The sequence below is a fragment of the Streptomyces sp. NPDC048197 genome, assembly GCF_043202395.1.
Classification (GTDB): Bacteria; Actinomycetota; Actinomycetes; order Streptomycetales; family Streptomycetaceae; genus Streptomyces; species Streptomyces siderophoricus.
In genome coordinates this window covers 68,530-86,144 of record NZ_JBIDAJ010000020.1, presented here as the reverse complement: position 1 = coordinate 86,144, position 17,615 = coordinate 68,530, and the positions used below count along the sequence as shown (strand labels likewise).

Genomic DNA, 17,615 nt, shown 5'->3' with positions numbered 1-17,615 from the left:
GTGGTCGACGATGACAACCGAAGCACCCTCCAACGCCCGGTCCGGCAGCGCGCCGGGGGGCGTCGCCGCGGCGTCCGATCCCGGCGCCGACGTCCGTGAGCTGCGCAGGTTCAACCGCTTCTACACCAACCTGATAGGCGCGCTCGACTACGGCCGGCACCTCTACACCCCGTTCACCCTCACCGAGGCGCGGGTGCTCTACGAACTCGCCCACCAGGAGCGGGTGGACGCGGCGGATCTGCGTGCCTCGCTGTCCCTGGACGCCGGGTATCTCAGCCGGCTGCTCGGCAAGTTCGAGGACCGGGAGCTGATCAGCCGCGGCAGGTCCGCGCAGGACCCGCGCCGCCAGCGGATCACGCTCACCGGGGACGGCCGGGAGGCGGCCGCGCTGCTGGAGGAGCGCTCCCAGGAGGCCGCGGGCTCTCTGCTCCGGCACCTTCCGGCGGCGGACCGGGCCCGCTTGGCGGACGCGATGCGGACCATCCGCGCCCTGCTCGGCGACGACCCGGCGGCCACCGGCGAGGCACCTCCGGCCTCCTCCCCCACGGTCACCCTGCGCACCGCCCGCCCCGGTGACCTCGGCTGGATGGTCGAGCGGAACGCCGCGCTCTACGCCGCCGAGTACGGCTTCGACCTGAGCTACGAGGCCTTGGTGGCCCGCATCGTCGCGGAGTACGCCGAGGCGTTCGACCCGCGGTGGGACCGCACCTGGGTGGCGGAGCTGGGGGGCGCCAGGGCCGGTGCGGTGATGTGCGTACGGGACGGCCGGCCGGGCGTGGCCCGGTTGCGGCTGCTGCTGGTGGAGCCGTCCGCGCGGGGCCACGGCCTGGGGCGGCAACTCGTCGACGCCTGTGTCGATTTCGCGCGGGACGCCGGGTACGAGGAGATGGTGCTGTGGACGAATTCCGTCCTCGGTGCGGCCCGCCGGATCTACCAGCGGGCCGGCTTCGAGCTGGTCTCGGAGACACCGCACCACAGCTTCGGGCAGGACCTGGTCGGCCAGGACTGGCGGCTGTCGCTGCGCGGGGCGGGCACGTAGGGACGACCACGTAAGAGAGGGAGCGCGGGCATGACCGGAACGGACGGTACGCAGGGCACGGGCGACGACGGCGGGCCGGGCGGCACCCCGACCGGTGCTGCGGGCCGGGCGGCGGCGCCGCCCTTGCGCCTGGCGTTCTCCACGCTCGGGGTGCCGGGCATGCCGGTCGCCGACGTGGTGCGGCTGGCCGCCGGGGCCGGCTATCAGGGGGTGGAGCTGCGGGCCCATCCGGAGGAGCCGGTGCATCCGCTGATCGGGGCGCGGGAGCGGGCCGCGGTGCGCGCGGAGTTCGCGGCGGCCCGGGTGGAGATCCTGGCTGTCGCCGGGTATGCCCGGGTCGCGGCCGCGCGGGACGCGGCGGGCGAGGAGGAGCTGGCGCACGAGCTGTCCGAGCTGGTGCTGCTCGCCGCGGATCTGGGGGCGCCATACGTGCGGGTGTTCCCCGGCGGCGGGGAACGGCCGGCGGACGACGCGGACGCGGATGCCGCCCGGCGGCTCGCCGCGGTGGCGCCGCTCGCGGCCGAGCGGGGCGTCCGGGTGCTGCTGGAGACCCATGACTCACACGGCACCGGCGCGGCCGCCGCGCGGGTGCTGGGCCTGGTCGGGCACCGCAGCGTCGGCGCGCTGTGGGACGTGCTGCACACCTGGCGCGGTGGCGAGCGGCCCGTCGACACCCGGGCGGCGCTCGCTCCGTATCTGGGCTATGTGCAGGTCAAGGACGTGGTGTCGGCGGCGGATCCGCGTCCGGTGCCGCTCGGGGCAGGCGCCCTGCCGCTGGCGTCCGCGCTGGCCGCGCTCGGGCCGGAGCCGGCGGCGGCGCACGGTCCGGTGCCCGCGCCGGAGGGCGGTTTCGGCCTGGGCGCGGGCGGCTGGCTGTGCTGGGAGTACGAGAAGCGCTGGTTCCCCGAGGCACCCGAGCTGCCCGGGTTGCTGGCCGCGGGCCGGGAGCATCTGCGGCGGCTGCTCGACGGGGTGGCGGCCGGCGCCGCGGCGGGCGACGCCGCCGTGTCTCCCGCGGTCCCTCCCACACCCCCGGCCGGCGTGCAAGAGGAGGGCGGCACCCCTGACCGGAGTGATTGACCGACAATAGTTTTCCGGCTATCCGTGTCTCCTTGGAAGTTTCCTTCAACGAGTCCTGTACGAGGTCGAGGAAGCCCTCCGGAAGGAGCGCGGATGCACTCCAGACGTACCGTTCTGACCACCGCGGCCGGTGCCGTCGCCGCCTGTGCGGCGGGTGCCGGGCCCGCCGTGGCGGCGCCGGTCACCGGCCGCCGGCCCGCCCCCGATGCCGCCGCCCGGGACCGGCTGCGCCGCCTGATCGCCCGGATGACCCCGGAGGAGAAGGTCGGCCAGCTCTTCGTGATGCGGGTCTACGGCGAATCGGCGACCGACCCCGCCCCGGCCGACGTGGCCGCCAACCAGAAGGAGATCGGGGTCGCCAACGCGGCGGAGCTGATCGCGAAGTACCACGTCGGCGGCATCATCTACTTCGGCTGGGCGCACAACACCCGTGAGCCGCACCAGATCGCCGAGCTGTCCAACGGCATCCAGAAGGCCGCGGCCGCCCAGCGCGTGCCCGTACCGGTGCTGATCTCCACGGACCAGGAGCACGGCATAGTGGCCCGGGTCGGCGCGCCCGCGACACTGTTCCCCGGCGCGATGGCGCTCGGCGCCGGCGGCTCCCGCGACGACGCCCGTACGGCGGGCCGGATCGCCGGGCAGGAGCTGGCCGCCATGGGCATCCGGCAGGACTACGCCCCGGACGCGGACGTGAACGTCAACCCGGCCAACCCGGTCATCGGCGTGCGGTCCTTCGGCGCCGATCCGCAGGCCGTGGCCCGTATGGTCGGCGGGCAGGTGAGGGGCTATCAGGACGGCGGGGTGGCCGCCTGCGCCAAGCACTTCCCCGGCCACGGCGACACCGATACCGACAGCCATGTGGGGCTGCCGTACATCCACCACACCGCCGAGGAGTGGGAGCGGCTGGACGCGCCGCCGTTCAGGGCCGCGATCGCCGCGGGGATCGATTCGATCATGACGGCGCACATCGTCGTGCCGGCGTTCGACGCGAGCGAGGACCCGGCGACGCTGTCCCGGCCGATCCTCACCGGCCTGCTGCGCGAACGCCTGGGCTACGACGGGGTGGTGGTGACGGACTCGCTGGGCATGGAGGGCGTTCGGAAGAAGTACGGCGACGCCCGGGTGCCGGTCCTCGCGCTGAAGGCCGGCGTGGACCAGCTGCTGAATCCGCCGGACCTGTCGGTGGCGCACGGCGCCGTCCTGACGGCGCTGAAGGACGGGGAACTGTCCGAGCACGACCTCGACGCGAAGCTGCTGCGGATTCTGCTGCTGAAGGAGCGGCGGGGGCTGTTCGACGACCCGTACACCAGCCGGGGCGAGGTGGACCGGGTCGTCGGGACGCGGGGCCATCTGGCGGCCGCGGACCGGATCGCGGACCGTACGACGACGCTGCTGCGCAATGACGCCGGGGTGCTGCCGCTGTCCCGCCGGCGGGAGCGGCGGGTGCTGGTGGTGGGCGTCGACCCGGCCGCGCCGTCGGGCACCGGCGGCCCGCCGACCGCGGTCCTGGCGCGGGCCCTGGACGAGCTGGGTTTCACGGCCACCGCGCAGTCGACCGGTATGTCGCCGACGTCCGCGCAGATCGACGGGGCGGTGGCGGCGCTGGGCGAGCGGGACGCGGTGGTGGTGGCCACGTACAACGTGACCGCCGGCTCTCCGCAGCGGAAGCTGGTCGAGGCGCTGCTGGCCACCGGGAAGCCGGTGGTGCAGCTGGCGGTGCGCAATCCGTACGACATCGCGCAGCTGGCCGGCGTCAAGGCGGCGCTGGCGAGCTATTCGTGGACGGACGTGGAGCTTCGGGCGGCGGCCCGGGTGATCGCCGGACTACGGGATCCGGTGGGCCGGCTGCCGGTGGCGATAATGCGCGCCGACGTCCCGGACAAGGCGCTGTACCAGATCGGGCACGGCCTGTCGTACTGAGCCGGTGCGGGTGCGGCGCGCTCCCCGTGGTCGCGGGGAGCGCGCCGGCCCGTCGGGCCCGTCAGCCGGTCGGCCGGTGAGCCGGTCCGCCCGTCAGGGGCGGAGCATCGGCATCCGGCGGGTCTCCTGCTTGTCGAGCTTCTTGTCGGGGTGGGCCAGCGGTGCGGGGGTGGTGCCCGCGGGTGCCGGGACCCCGGCCCAGGCGAGGAGTTCGGCGGTGGCCTTGGTGCGGTCGGCGTCCTTCAGCTTGGCGATGTTGGAGCCGTGGTTGCCGCCCGGCACGGTGAAGACGTACGAGTCGCGGGAGCCCTTGCCGAGCTCGAAGTGCTCCGAACTCCACGGGTCGTACTGGCCGTTGACGAACATCATCCGCCGGGCGTGGTGGCGCACCCAACGGTCGACGTCGGGCATCGCGCGCTTGTCGAAGCGCATCGGGATGTCCTTCGGCACGAAGGTGCGGGAGTTGTTGATGCCGGGGTACTTCAGCAGGCCGGCCAGGTTCGGGTAGCCGTAGCCGGGCTCACCGAGCTGGGTGCCCGCCTGGTAGTAGTACGGCAGGTAGGGCTCCATGCCCTGGTCGGTGTAGCTGTCGAAGCCGCCGACCTTGTCCATCCACTTCCACAGCTCGTCCGTGGAGGCGGTGGGCTTGGGGATCTCGGCGCAGGCGGTCTCGGCGGGCTGGTACTGCCAGAACCCGAACACCAGGTCCGTGACCATGACTTCGTAGGCCCGGTCGGCGCTGCCGGTGTTGGTGAAGGTCTGCTTCTCCTTGGCGGCCCAGTCCTGGAAGCGCTTGACCATCTCGCCGCGGCGCAGCAGGGCCTCGCGTTCGACGGCGGCGAGGTCGGCGCGGCACCGGTCGGTGCCGACGTGCTGGAAGAACCGGTCGTAGGCGGAGTCCTCGTCGTTGTTGACGTCGTTGGGCGCGACGTAGGCGACGGTGCCGTTCATGTCGTGCGGGAAGAAGCGGCGGTAGTAGGTGGCGGTCATGCCGCCCTTGCTGCCGCCGGTGGCGATCCAGTTCTTGCCGTAGATGCGGTGCAGGGCCCGGAAGATGCGGTGCTGGTCGGTGGCGGCCTGCCGGATGTCGAGCTTCTTCCAGTCGGTGGGCGTGGGCCGCGACGGGGTGAAGTACCGGTATTCCAGGGAGACCTGGTTGCCGTCGATGATCTTCGTGGGTTCGCTGCGGGACGGCGTGGTGTTGACGTTGTAGCCGGAGGTGAAGAACACCGTCGGGCGGTCCACGGACTTGTGCAGCACGGTCAGCCGCTGCTGGAAGGTCCCCTTGGACGGGTGCTCGTGGTCGATCGGCTGGGTGTAGTTCAGGACGAAGTACCGGTAGCCGTCTACCGGCTTCTCCTCGACGAGGCTCATGCCCGGTATCGCGAGGATCCGGTCCTTGATGTCCTTGGTCGTCGGCTCGGCGGCGGTGGCCGCTCCCGCCTGGGCGCTGCCGGCTGTGGCCGTGCCTATGAGCACGGCGAGCGACAGCAGCCATCTGGTGGCCTTGCGCATGCACCCTCCCCTTGGGATTGCAAAGGTCGGGCTGAACCTATCTGCGCACCGGGGGCACCACCAGCCCCCGGGGGCCGTCCGGGGACCGGCGGCCGGGCCGCTTGGGGTCCGGCCGCCGTGTCCGGAGCGTCAGGCCACCAGCTCCTCCTCGCCCTCGCCGGTGAACGTGCGCCACAGCTCGGCGTAGCGGCCGTCGCGGGCGAGGAGTTGGTCGTGGCTGCCGTCCTCGGCTATGCGGCCGCGGTCCAGGACCACGACCCGGTCGGCGCGGGCGGCGGTGGTCAGGCGGTGCGCCACGACCAGGGTGGTGCGGCGGCCGACGAGGCGGTCGGTGGCCTGGTTGACGACGGCCTCGGTGGCGAGGTCGAGGGCGGCGGTGGCCTCGTCGAGCAACAGCACGTCCGGGTCGACGAGTTCGGCGCGGGCCAGCGCGAGCAGCTGGCGCTGGCCGGCGGAGAGGTTGCGGCCGCGTTCGGCGACCTCGTGGAGGTAGCCGCCCTCCAGGGTGGCGATCATGGCGTGCGCGCCGACGGCGCGGGCGGCGGCCTCGACCTCGGCGTCGGTGGCGTCGGGGCGGCCGTAGGCGATGGCGTCGCGGACCGTGCCGGCGAAGAGGTAGGGCTCCTGGGGGACGACGCCGAGGCGGCGGCGGTAGCCGGTCAGGTCCAGCTCGCGCAGGTCGGTGCCGTCGACGCGGACCGCGCCCGAGGTCGGGTCGTAGAACCGCGCGACCAGCTTGACCAGGGTGGACTTGCCGGCGCCGGTCTCGCCGACGAAGGCCACGGTCTGGCCCGCGGGGACGGTGAGGCTGACCCCGGCCAGCGCGGGGGTGTCCGCCGTGCCGTACCGGAAGTGGACGTCGTCGAAGGTGAGCTCGCCGCGCAGCGCGGGCACCTCCCGGGGGCGTTCGGCGGCGGGGGTGGAGGTCGGCTCGCGCAGCAGCTCCTGGATGCGGCCCAGCGAGACGGACGCCTGCTGGTAGCCGTCGAAGACCTGGGAGAGCTGCTGGACGGGGGCGAAGAACAGGTCGATGTAGAGCAGGTAGGCGACCAGCGCGCCGGCGGTCAGGGTGTTCGCACTCACCCGGTCGGCGCCGACGATCAGCACCAGCGCCGCCGCGACGGACGACAGCAGCTGCACGAACGGGAAGTAGATCGATATCAGGAACTGGCCGTGGACCCGGGCCCGGCGGTAGGCGTCGCTGCGGGCGGCGAACCGCTCGGCGCCGCGGTGCTCCCGGCGGAACGCCTGGACGATCCGCAGGCCGGCGACGCTCTCCTGGAGGTCGGCGTTGACGGTGCTGATCCGCTCGCGGGCGAGTTCGTACGCCTTGACGCTCTGCTTGCGGAAGAAGTACGTGCCGATGACCAGGGGCGGGAGGGTGGCGAAGACGACCAGGGCCAGCTGGAGGTCGATGGCCAGCAGGGCGATGAGGATGCCGAAGAAGGTCAGCATCGAGACCAGGGCGGTGACCAGCCCGGTCTGCAGGAATGTCGACAAGGCGTCAATATCGGTGGTCATCCTCGTCATGATCTTGCCGGTCAGCTCGCGCTCGTAGTAGTCGAGCCCGAGGCGCTGCAACTGCGCGAAGATCTTCAGACGGAGGGAGTACAGCACCCGCTCGCCGGTGCGGCCGGTCATGCGGTTGCCGCCGAACTGGGCCGCCCACTGGGCGAGGACCACGACGAGGGCGAGCACCGCGGCCGTCCACACACCGGCCAGCACCCCGCGGCGGACGCCCTCGTCGATGCCCTGCCGGATCAGGACGGGCAGCAGCAGCCCGGCGACCGCGTCGACGGCGACCAGGGCCAGGGCGACGGCCAGCGGGGCGCCGAAGCCGTGCAGCAGCCGGCGCAGACCGTAGGAGCGCTCGGGGCGGACGGCCCGGTCCTCATCGATGTCCGGGGTGTCGGTGGCCGGCGGGAGCGCGGCGACCTGGTCGAGCAGGGTGGGGGTCGCGGGGCCGGCGGCCGCGGCGGCCATGCCGGGGCCGGTGGCGGCCGCCGCGCGGGGCGCCACCCCGGCCGCGCCGGCCTCGGCGTCCTGTTCGCGGCGGACCCACAGCTCGGGCGTGATCTCGGGGGTGACGGTGTCGTCGGCCGGCTCAGCGCTCTCCGGTCCGGCGCTCTCCGGCACGTCGGTACCGGGCGCGTACGCGTACTCCAGCAGCCCGCTCGCCGCGAATTCGCCGTCGAAGGCGCCGGCCAGCTCGCCCGCCGGGTCCCGCTCGACGCCGCCCAGCTCCTCCGGGTCGGTCAGCAGCGCGCGGTAGAGCGGACATCGCTCCGCCAGCTCCTCCTGGGTGCCGATGTCGACCAGCCGCCCGCCGTCGAGGACGGCGACCCGGTCGGCGAGCGCCAGGGTGGAGGCGCGGTGCGCGATGAGCAGGGTGGTCCGGCCCGCCATGACGCCGCGCAGCGCCTCGTGGATCTCGTGCTCGACGCGGGCGTCGACGGCGGAGGTGGCGTCGTCGAGGACCAGCAGCCGGGGGTCGGTGAGGATCGCGCGGGCCAATGCGATGCGTTGCCGCTGGCCGCCGGAGAGGGTCAGCCCCTGCTCGCCGACCTCGGTGTCGTAGCCGTCGGGGAGCTCGGAGATGAAGCCGTCGGCCTGCGCGGCGCGGGCCGCCGCGCGGATCTCGGCGTCGGTGGCGCCCGGGTTGCCGTAGGCGATGTTGTCGCGGATCGAGTCGGAGAACAGGAAGCTGTGCTCGGGGACCAGGCCGATGGCGGCGCGCAGCGAGGCGAGGGTGAGGTCGCGGACGTCGTGGCCGCCGACCAGGACGCGGCCGGCGGAGACGTCGTAGAAGCGGGGCAGCAGCAGCGAGACGGTGGATTTGCCGCTGCCGGACGTGCCGACCACGGCGACCGTCTCGCCGGGCTCGATGCGCAGGGAGAAGCCGTCGAGGACCGGGCGGGCGCCGTCGCCCGTGCCGTAGCCGAAGGTGACCTTGTCGAACTCGACGGTGGCGGGGGCGTCGGCGGGCAGCTCATGGGCGTCGGGCCGCTCCGTCAGCGCCGGTTCGGTGTCGATGAGCTCGTAGACCCGCTCGACGCCGGCCCGGGCCTGCTGTCCGACGGTCAGCATCATCGCGAGCATCCGGACCGGTCCGACCAGCTGCGCGAGGTAGGTGGAGAACGCGACGAAGGTGCCGAGGGTGACCTGGCCGCGGGTGGCCATCCAGCCGCCGAGGGCCAGCATCGCGACCTGGCCGAGCGCGGGGACGGCCTGCAGGGCGGGCGTGTAGCGGGCGTTGAGGCGGACCGTGCGCAGCCGGCCGGCGAACAGCTTGCGGCCGGCCTCGCGGAGCTTGCCGGTCTCCTGCTCCTCCTGCCCGAAGCCCTTGACGACCCGGACGCCGGAGACCGCGCCGTCCACGACCCCGGCGACCGCGGCCGCCTGGCCCTGGGCGTACCAGGTGGCGGGGAAGAGCCGGGCGCGGCTGCGCTTGGCGATGAACCACAGGGCGGGCCCGACGGCCAGCGCGATGACCGTGAGCAGCGGGGAGAGCACCGCCATCACGACCAGGGAGATCACGAAGAGCAGGACGCTGCCGATCATCATCGGGAGCATGAACAGCAGGCTCTGGATCAGCTGGAGGTCGCTGGTGGCGCGGCCGACGACCTGGCCGGTGCTCAGCTCGTCCTGACGGCGGCCGTCGAGCCGGGATATCGCGCCGTACATGCGGGTGCGCAGGTCGTGCTGGAGGTCCAGGGCGAGGCGTCCGCCGTAGAAGCGGCGGAGGTAGGTGAGGACGTAGACGACCACGGCGGCGGCGATCAGCAGGCTCGCCCAGGGGGCGAGGGCCCGCCGGTGGCTGACGATGACGTCGTCGATGATCAGCTTCGGTACGAGCGGGACCAGCGCCATCACCGCCATCCCGGCCAGCGAGGACCCGAGGGCGAGCAGCACGTCCTTGCGGTACTGCCAGCAGTCCCTGGTCAGCCGCCGTGCCCAGCCGGCCCCTGCCGTATCCGTGTCCGTGTCCGTCCCCGCCACCCGGTGCCTCCCGCGCCTCGACGTCTACCGCAAGGCACCAACACCGCCCGGTATGAATTTCATCCCGCTGCAACAATCCGACGGTTGCGGACCGGATCGTGCGCCGTGCGCGGCACGCAGTGCGCCGGCCGGCCCAGGGGGACCGGCCGGCGCACGGCGCGCTCACGGGGAGCAGTGTTCAGGCGGGGTGATCAGTTGACCCGCTGCACGGTCAGTTCCGAGATGCCCGGGTGCGGCCGGGGCTTGCCGTCGGCCGCCGGCGTCCGGTCGCCGTGCACCGTGACCCGGACGTACCGCACCGGGCCGTGGCCGGACGGGCCGGCATTCGTCCAGTGCGTGCCGTCCCGCGACACCTGGACGAGGTAGGACTTCGGCCGGGCCGAGGTCCAGTGCGGAGTGATCTTCCCGATCCGGGTGGCCCGGCCGAGGTCGACGGTGAGGGTGCCGTCCGCCGCGTTCGGCACCCAGCCCGTGGTGGCGTTGCCGTCCACCGCGCCGACCGCGTACATGCCGGGCTCCTCGGAGGTGGCGGTCGCCGGGGTGCAGCGGGCGGCGTTCGTGGTGGCGGCCAGGTCGGGCCGGCGGGTCTTGAGGACCGCCGGTACGCCGCGGCTGACGATCTGCTCGCCCTGGGGCGACTCGATCCGCATCGGCGCACCCGAGGTCAGCCGCACGGTGGTCTGGTGCGCGCCGATGGCGATGTCGTAGGTCCGTCCCTGCCAGTGCAGACCGCGCAGGGTGACGCCGTCGGCGAGCTGCGGCGGCAGCAGCGGATCGAGGTGCACCCGGTCCTCACCCAGTCGCAGTCCGGTCAGGCCGTTGGTGAAGGTCTGCAGGAAGCCGCCCTTGCCGGTGAGGAAGTCCTGTGCGGGCCGGCCGGCGTGCGGGTCGTCGGCGCCGGCCTTGTTGCCGCGCGCCTCGGAGAACTGCGCGAACGGGCCACGCACGAACGGCTTGATGGAGCGGAGCAGGTAGGTGTACGTGGAGCAGCCGGCCTCGCCGATGCCCGCCGCGTCGATGGCGTGCACCGAGTCGGTCATGGCCGGGCCGTCCGGGTCGGTGTGCGCGGCGTAGAAGTCCAGCGTGCGGGCCGCCCGGTCCTGCGACATCGGCCATTCCAGCGGGTACATCAGCAGCACGGTGTCGGCCTGCTTGATGGTGGTTCCCTTGTAGCCGGCGTACTGCTCGAAGACCTTCTTCTTCGCGTCGTAGGGGATGCGCAGCTTGTCGGCGACGGTGTTCCAGGAGGCCGGGGCGTGCTCGCCGAGGACGGCGGCGATCCGGGTGGCGTGGCGCAGGGCGGTGGCGGCGCCGGCGTTGGTGAAGACGCCGTCGTTGACGCCGTTGCTGTACTCGTCGGGCCCGGCGACGTTCTTGATCGAGTAGCTGCCGTCGGCGTTGCGGGTGGCCCGGGAGGCCCAGAACTGGGCGATGCCCTTCAGGACCGGCCAGCCGCGCGAGCGCAGCCAGGCGGTGTCCTTGGTGGCGAGGTAGTACTGCCAGGTGGCCAGGGAGATGTCACCCATCAGGTGGTTCTGGGTCTTGCAGTGCGGCGGGTCCCAGCTGTGGCACTCGTTCCACAGGTCGCCCTTGCTGCCGCTGGTCCAGGCGTAGAACAGCCCGTCGTAGCCGAGCTTGCGGGCGTTCTCGCGGGCGCCGGCGCGGGTCTTGTAGCGGTAGTCGACGATCGACTTCGCGAGGTCGGGGTGGGTGGCGAGCAGGCCCGGGTACATCCAGGTCTCGGCGTCCCAGAAGATCTCACCGGCGTAGTTGTCACTGGTCAGGCCGGTGGGGCCGATGCTGTTGCGGCTGCCGGCGCGGACGCTGGACAGCAGGCCGTACTGCGCCGAGCGGACCCAGGTCTGCAGATCGTGCTGCCCCTTGACCTCGATGTCGCTGCGCCACAGCTGCCGCCAGGCGGCGGTGTGCCGGGCCAACAGCTCCTGCCAGCCGCGGCTCGCGGCCCGCCGGGAGGCGGCGTCGGCGGCGGCGCGCGGGTGGCGGGAGGTCAGCGCGGTGTCCACGCCGACGTACTTGGCCAGTTCGTACGAGCGGCCGCTGCGGACCTGGAAGGTCAGCTGCTGGCGGTTGCTGAGGGAGGCGGTCCGGCCGGACTGCGGGGCCCGGGTGGGCGCGGTGGCCCGGACACCGGGGCCGGGGCGCAGGGTGGAGGCCACCGCGCCCTCGGTGCGGGTGCCGTCCGTGCGGAAGCCGACGTCCATGGTCCCGCCGGCGGCGTCCTTGGCGGCGGAAGGTGTGCCGGAGGCCGTCATCCGGCGGGCGCCGCGGCCGTCGAGGGCGTCGGTGACGGTGGCGGCACCGCTCCAGTGGGGCGTCATGCGCAGCCGTACCGCGCCGGTGTGCGCGTCGGTGCGGTCGGTGAGTACGTCGTAGACCAGGTCGGTGCGGCGGCCGTCGGCCGCCGTCCAGGTCAGCGAGGTGCGGACGAAGCCGCAGCGCAGCGAGAGGGACTGGCGGTAGTGCGAGATCCGGCCGGGTGCGGTGGCCGAGGAGAAGGTGTCGGGGTGGGCGCCGCCGGTGCCGACGTTCAGCGTGGTCCAGGTGGGGAGCGCGGCGATGGCCTGGCGGCCCTGGACGTCCTTGGGGCCCTTGGCGTACAGCCCGGAGACGAAGGAACCGTCGTAGGCGGGGGTCTTCAGGGGCCAGCCGGTCTGGCCGCCGGGGGCCGCGTAGCCGGTGCCGTTGGGCGGTACGCGCTGGCCGAGGTAGCCGTTGCCGACGAAGGCGTGGTAGCTGTCCGCCGGGTCGATCTTGTCGGAGGTGGCGGTCCAGCCGTCGCCGTCGTGGCCGGCCAGGCAGGGCCCGTGCGGGCCGGGGGCCGGTTCCGGCGGCGGTCCCCCGGACGGGGCGGCGGCCGAGGCGGAGACCGGTGCGAGGACCGCGACCAGGGCGGCCGCGAGGAGCGGCGCGAGGGTCTTGCGGGAGCGCCGGGCGGTGCGGCCGGGAGGCGGCCCGGCCGGGTCCCGGGAGGGCAGGGGGGTGGGGTGACGTGTCGAATCTTCCATGGTTCTCCGTCATCCATGAAGAGCCCGTGCCGCGGGTCCGCGCCACGGGCACCACGTGAACATCATCAGGCCCCCGCCATGTCGGCACCCTAAGCCGAGTCCCCCGTTCGGGTCACGGCCGCATCGGGACGAATTGCCGGCAAAAGACACCCGTCCACCGCCCAGCCGCCCGCCGAAGCGCGCCGATTGGTCAAAAGGCCCCAGGTACGGCACACTTTTAGACTGACCAGTCAGATCAAATGGGGAGGGGTTGTGAACACCACCCGCAAGGGGGCGGCGGTCCACGCCACGGGGATAGGAGTGCGGGGCCCACGCGGCTGGGCCTTCCGGGGCGTCGACATCACCGCCGAGCCGGGCTCGCTGATCGCCGTCGAGGGCCCCTCGGGCTCCGGGCGCACCTGCCTGCTGCTCGCCCTGACCGGCCGGATGCGGCTCTCCGAGGGCTCGGCCACGGTCGCCGGCTTCCCGCTGCCGAAGCGGATGGGTACGGTCCGCGGCCGTACCGCGCTCGCCCACGTCCCGGGCGTCGCCGATCTGGAACCGGCACTCACCGTCGGCGAACACCTCAAGGAACAGGCCCTGTTGGGCCGTCGTCTCGCCAACTCCCCGGCACTGCCCTGGGGCAGGCGCCACAAGGAGGCCACCCGGGCCCGGATCGACGCCGCGCTGGCGGCCGCCGGACTCGACCCCGACACCCTCCCCAAGGGCCTGCGGACCTGTGTCCGCGACCTGGAACGGCTGGAGGCGCTGCGGCTGTCGATCGCGCTCGCGGTCATGCAGGACCCGCATCTGCTCGCCGTCGACGACGTCGACCTCAAGCTGTCCCCGGCCGAACGTGACCTGGCCTGGCAGCTGTTGCGGGACCTCGCGCTGGCCGGCATCACCGTGGTGGCGGCCGGCAGCGAAGCCCCGGCGGACGCCCTGATCGTCCGCACCACGGCCGCGGCCACCGCACGGTCCGCGGGCCCCGCACGGCCTGCCGACACCGCACGGCCCGCGGACACCGCCCCGGACCAGGACGGCCCGAAGACCACCCCCCACACCACCGAGGAGGAAGCGGCGCATGCGTTCGCCGAAGCTGGCCGCGCTTGAGCTCAGGCGTTTCGGCCGGGGGAAGCTGCCCCGGATCGGGCTGGTCACCCTGATGCTGATCCCCCTGCTCTACGGGGCGCTCTACCTCTGCTCCTTCTGGGACCCCTACGCCCGCCTGGACAAGATCCCGGTGGCGCTGGTCAACGATGACCGGGGCGCCACCGCCGGCGGCAAGAAGATCACCGCCGGCGACGAACTGGCGAAGAACGTCAAGGACAGCAAGACCTTCGACTGGGAGGAGGTCAGCTCCGAGGACGCCGCCAAGGGCGTCGAGGACGGCACGTACTACCTCTCGCTGACCGTCCCGGCGGACTTCAGCAAGCGGATCGCCTCCAGCTCCGGCGACGACCCGCAGACCGGCGCCCTCCAGGTCCGGACGAACGACGCCAACAACTACGTCGTCGGCTCGATCTCCAAGACCGTCTTCTCCGAGATCCGCGCGAAGACCTCGGCGACGTCGACCCGCGGCATGCTCGACAAGATCTTCGTGTCGTTCTCCGATCTGCACGACAAGACGGCCGAGGCCGCCGACGGCGCCGGGAAGGTCGACGACGGCGTCGGCACCGCGAAGGAGAAGACCGGCGAACTGGCCGACGGGCTGGGCAAGCTGGACAAGGGCTCCGGCCAGGTCAGCAAGGGCGCCGGCCAGGTCAGCGACGGCGCCGGCCAGGTCAGCGACGGCACGACGAAGGCCGCTTCCAAGGCCCGGCAGCTCAGCCAGGGCGCCGGTCAGGTCGCCAACGGCACCCAGCAGCTCGCCGAGAAGGTGCAGGGCGTCGCCAAGAAGGACCTGCCCTACCTCAGGGCACACGGCAAGGAGATCGGCGAGAAGGCGCAGACGGTCGCCGACCTCACCCAGCGGCTCGACGAGGACCTCAGCAAGCTTCCGGGGGACTCCGCCCGGGCCGCCGGCCAGGCGCGCAAGAACGCCGACGACGCGGCGGAGCTGTACCGCGAGCGCTGCGGCGTCGTCGCCACCGACCCCGCCTGCCCCAAGCTGAAGGCCATCGCGGCCGGCACCGCCGTCGCGGCCGACGCGGCGGAAAAGGTCAACGACACCATCGGCCGCACCGACTTCGGGCAGCTGCACACCAAGCTCCGTGATCTGCACCGGGTCGCCGTGTCCGTTGCCGACCAGGCACCGGGCATCGCCGACCGCGCGGACGCCGCGATCGAGAAGATCAACGCGCTCAACTCCGGCGCCCACAAGGTCTCCCAGGGCGCGGGGCTGCTCGCCGACGGCATCAACACCCTCGCCGACGGCGCAGGGAAGGTCGCCGACGGCGCCGGCAAGGTCGCCGACGGCGCCGGCAAGGTCCACAGCGGACTCGGCACCGCCGCCGACGGCGCCGAGAAGCTCACCGGCGGTCTGTTCAAGCTCAAGGACGGCACCAACGAGCTGGCCGACGGGCTGCACAGCGGTGTCAGCAAGATCCCCGACTACGACAAGAAGGACCGCGACGCCCGTACCGAGGTCATGTCCGACCCGGTCGCGCTGGCCGCCAAGTCGCTGCACAAGGCGCCCAATTACGGCACCGGCCTCGCGCCGTACTTCATCCCGCTGTCCCTCTGGGTCGGCGCGATGGTCGCGTTCATGCTGCTGCAGCCGCTGGGCAAGCGCGCGCTGGCCGCGGGCGCCCCGGGCTGGCGGATCGCGCTCGGCTCCTGGCTGCCGGCCTTCGCCATCGGCGTCGTCCAGGTGCTGGCCCTGATGGCCGTGCTCCACTGGGGCCTCGGCCTGGAGATGGCCCGCTCGGCCGCCACCATCGGCTTCCTGGTGCTGGCCACGGCCGCGTTCACCGCCATCATCCAGCTGCTGAGCGCCTTCTTCGGCCCGGCCGGCCGGGTGCTCACCCTGGTCGTGCTGATGCTCCAGCTGACCTCGGCGGGCGGCACCTACCCGGTGCAGACCAGCCCCGGCTTCTTCGCCGCCCTGCACCCGTTCCTGCCGATGAGCTACGTCGTCGACGGGCTGCGCCGGCTGATCACCGGCGGCGACCTCGCCGTCGTACAGCAGGGCAGCGTGGTCCTCGCGGCCTTCACCCTCGGGGCCCTGGCCCTCACCGCCCTCGCGGCGCGCAGCCGCCAGGTCGTACGGATGAAGGACCTGCACCCGGAGCTCAGCCTCTAGGAACCGGTCCTTCGACCGCCGGATGCGGTGCCGGTCCTCCGGCACCGCCTCCGCGCGTTCGGGCCGGGCGGCCCCGCGTCAGGCCGGCAGGTGCGTCGGCGCGAACATCCGCAGCCGGGCCGGCAGCACGACGACCGAGGGGCCCGGGGCGGCGAGCGCCGCGGCCAGGTCCGCACCCAGCCGCCCGGGGTCGGTACGGACCGCCGGGACGCCGAACGACTCGGCCAGGGCGACGAAGTCCGGGCGGCTCAGTTCGGTGCCGGTGGCCTCGCCGAAGGCGTCCGTCATGTACTCGCGCAGGATGCCGTAGCCGCCGTCGTCGACGATCAGCCACGTCACCGGCAGGCCGTACTGGCGGGCGGTGGCCAGCTCGGCGATCGAGTACATGGCGCCGCCGTCCCCCGACACCGCCAGGACCGGCCGCCCCGGATCGCTGACGGCCACCCCCAGCGCCGCCGGGAAGCCGTACCCCAGACCGCCGGCGCCCTGCGCGGAATGCAGCGCGTTGGTACGCCGCGGGTCGAAGGCGGACCAGGCCCAGTAGGCCAGGATCGTCATGTCCCAGCAGCTGACCGCCTCGTCCGGCAGCGCCTCCCGTACGGCGGCCAGCACCCGCTGCTCCAGGCCGAGGTCCTGGGCGGCGAGCCGGTCCCGTACCCGGGCGAGCACACCGGCCACCTCGGCCTCCGGCGACCCGGCCGCCCCGGGCGCGGGCAGCCCGACGGCCTCCGCGCCGGCCCCGGCACCGGCCGTCTCCTCGACCAGCGCGGCCAGCGCCTGCCGGGCGTCCGCGTGGATGCCCAGCGCGGCGTGGTTGGACTCCAGCTTGCCGAGGTCCGCCTCGATCTGGACTACCCGGCCGCGCGGGCGGAACGTGTGGTAGTTCGAGGAGAGTTCGCCGAGCCCCGACCCGACGACCAGCAGGGTGTCGGCGTCCTCCAGGAAGTCGGTGGTGTGCCGGTCCTCCAGCCAGGACCCCAGGGAGAGCGGGTGCTCCCACGGGAAGGCGCCCTTACCGCCGAAGGTCGTGGCCACCGGCGCCCGCAGCCGCTCGGCCAGCGCCAGCAGCTCCGCCTCGGCCCCGGCCCGTACGACCCCGCCGCCGGCCAGGATCACCGGGCGGCGGGCCCCGGTCAGCCGCCCGGCGGCCGCACGGATCAGCTCCGGCCGGGGCGCGGGGACCCGCGGGGCCACCGCGAGCGCGTCCACCGGCGGTACGTCGACCGGCGCCAGCAGTACGTCCTGCGGGATCTCCAGCCAGACCGGACCGTGCGGCGCACTCAGCGCCGACTCCCAGGCGGCGGCCACCGCCGACGGGATCTGCGAGGCGGTACGGACGGTGTGCACCGACTTGACCACATCGCGGAACGCGGCGCTCTGGTCGGCGAGTTCATGCAGATAGCCGTGCCGGCCGCCGCCGATCCCGGCCAGCGGGACCTGGCTGCCGATCGCCAGCACGGCGGCGGACCCGGCCGCCGCCTCCTGCAGCGCGGGCAGCGTCATCAGCGCCCCGGGCCCGGTGGAGACCAGCAGCGGCGCGACCCCGTGCGTCGCCCGGGCGTAGGCGTCGGCGGCGAAGCCCGCATTGTTCTCCACCCGTAGCCCCACGTACCGCAGCGCGGACCGGCGCAGCGCGTCGAACACCCCGAGCGCGTGCTGGCCCGGCAGCCCGAAGACGGTACGCGCACCGAGCGCGGCCAGCGACTCGACGACCAGGTCGCCGCCGGTACGCGGGCGGTTCGTCGGCGACGGGGCGGGGGCGGGTGTGGTGGTGCTCATCGGCGGGTGACTCTCCGTCTGTTCCGGGGCGTGT

The 17,615-nt window shown here is 73.4% G+C and carries 9 protein-coding genes; 5 read left to right on the top strand and 4 right to left on the bottom strand.

The features are described from left to right. Nucleotides 1-10: 10 nt before the first annotated feature. From ACGF4C_RS24980 to ACGF4C_RS24970, 3 genes are all read left to right on the top strand, one after another. Entirely contained in the window at nucleotides 11-1,039 is a 1,029-nt protein-coding gene (locus ACGF4C_RS24980) for a GNAT family N-acetyltransferase (protein WP_393569040.1), read from the top strand. A gap of 159 nt (nucleotides 1,040-1,198) precedes the next feature. Continuing rightward, the gene (locus ACGF4C_RS24975) at nucleotides 1,199-2,119 is read left to right on the top strand and encodes a sugar phosphate isomerase/epimerase family protein (protein ID WP_393569077.1); all 921 of its coding nucleotides are present in this window, start codon (nucleotides 1,199-1,201) and stop codon (nucleotides 2,117-2,119) included. A gap of 93 nt (nucleotides 2,120-2,212) precedes the next feature. Further along, nucleotides 2,213-4,039, top strand: coding sequence for a glycoside hydrolase family 3 protein (locus ACGF4C_RS24970; RefSeq protein ID WP_393569039.1), 1,827 nt, complete (start codon nucleotides 2,213-2,215; stop codon nucleotides 4,037-4,039). 93 nt (nucleotides 4,040-4,132) lie between these two features. Here ACGF4C_RS24970 and ACGF4C_RS24965 read toward each other — a convergent pair whose 3' ends face one another. From ACGF4C_RS24965 to ACGF4C_RS24955, 3 genes are all read right to left on the bottom strand, one after another. Further along, nucleotides 4,133-5,554 (bottom strand): S28 family serine protease, encoded by a 1,422-nt coding sequence (locus ACGF4C_RS24965; protein WP_393569038.1) that lies wholly within the window; start codon nucleotides 5,552-5,554, stop codon nucleotides 4,133-4,135. Nucleotides 5,555-5,683: 129 nt separating this feature from the next. Then, entirely contained in the window at nucleotides 5,684-9,553 is a 3,870-nt protein-coding gene (locus tag ACGF4C_RS24960) for an ABC transporter ATP-binding protein (protein WP_393569037.1), read from the bottom strand. A 191-nt stretch (nucleotides 9,554-9,744) separates the two neighbouring features. Then, nucleotides 9,745-12,579 (bottom strand): discoidin domain-containing protein, encoded by a 2,835-nt coding sequence (locus tag ACGF4C_RS24955; RefSeq protein ID WP_393569036.1) that lies wholly within the window; start codon nucleotides 12,577-12,579, stop codon nucleotides 9,745-9,747. Between the two features lie 252 nt (nucleotides 12,580-12,831). On the opposite strand from ACGF4C_RS24955, the gene ACGF4C_RS24950 reads away from it, so the two are divergent. Then, nucleotides 12,832-13,671: an ATP-binding cassette domain-containing protein gene (locus tag ACGF4C_RS24950; protein WP_393569035.1), complete on the top strand. Its 840-nt coding sequence runs from the start codon at nucleotides 12,832-12,834 to the stop codon at nucleotides 13,669-13,671. Beyond that, nucleotides 13,643-15,802 (top strand): YhgE/Pip family protein, encoded by a 2,160-nt coding sequence (locus ACGF4C_RS24945; protein WP_393569034.1) that lies wholly within the window; start codon nucleotides 13,643-13,645, stop codon nucleotides 15,800-15,802. The genes ACGF4C_RS24950 and ACGF4C_RS24945 overlap by 29 nt, the downstream gene beginning before the upstream one ends. 78 nt (nucleotides 15,803-15,880) lie before the next feature. Here ACGF4C_RS24945 and ACGF4C_RS24940 read toward each other — a convergent pair whose 3' ends face one another. Continuing rightward, complete coding sequence (locus tag ACGF4C_RS24940) at nucleotides 15,881-17,581, bottom strand: thiamine pyrophosphate-binding protein (RefSeq protein WP_393569033.1); 1,701 nt, start codon at nucleotides 17,579-17,581, stop codon at nucleotides 15,881-15,883. Between the last annotated feature and the right edge of the window lie 34 nt (nucleotides 17,582-17,615).

Bases quoted from the DNA above. Each gene is read 5' to 3' on its own strand.
- ACGF4C_RS24980 (WP_393569040.1), top strand. From the start codon at position 11: ATGACAACCGAAGCACCCTCCAACGCCCGGTCCGGCAGCGCGCCGGGG.
- ACGF4C_RS24975 (WP_393569077.1), top strand. From the start codon at position 1,199: ATGCCGGTCGCCGACGTGGTGCGGCTGGCCGCCGGGGCCGGCTATCAG.
- ACGF4C_RS24970 (WP_393569039.1), top strand. From the start codon at position 2,213: ATGCACTCCAGACGTACCGTTCTGACCACCGCGGCCGGTGCCGTCGCC.
- ACGF4C_RS24965 (WP_393569038.1), bottom strand. From the start codon at position 5,554: ATGCGCAAGGCCACCAGATGGCTGCTGTCGCTCGCCGTGCTCATAGGC.
- ACGF4C_RS24955 (WP_393569036.1), bottom strand. From the start codon at position 12,579: ATGGAAGATTCGACACGTCACCCCACCCCCCTGCCCTCCCGGGACCCG.
- ACGF4C_RS24945 (WP_393569034.1), top strand. From the start codon at position 13,643: ATGCGTTCGCCGAAGCTGGCCGCGCTTGAGCTCAGGCGTTTCGGCCGG.
- ACGF4C_RS24940 (WP_393569033.1), bottom strand. From the start codon at position 17,581: ATGAGCACCACCACACCCGCCCCCGCCCCGTCGCCGACGAACCGCCCG.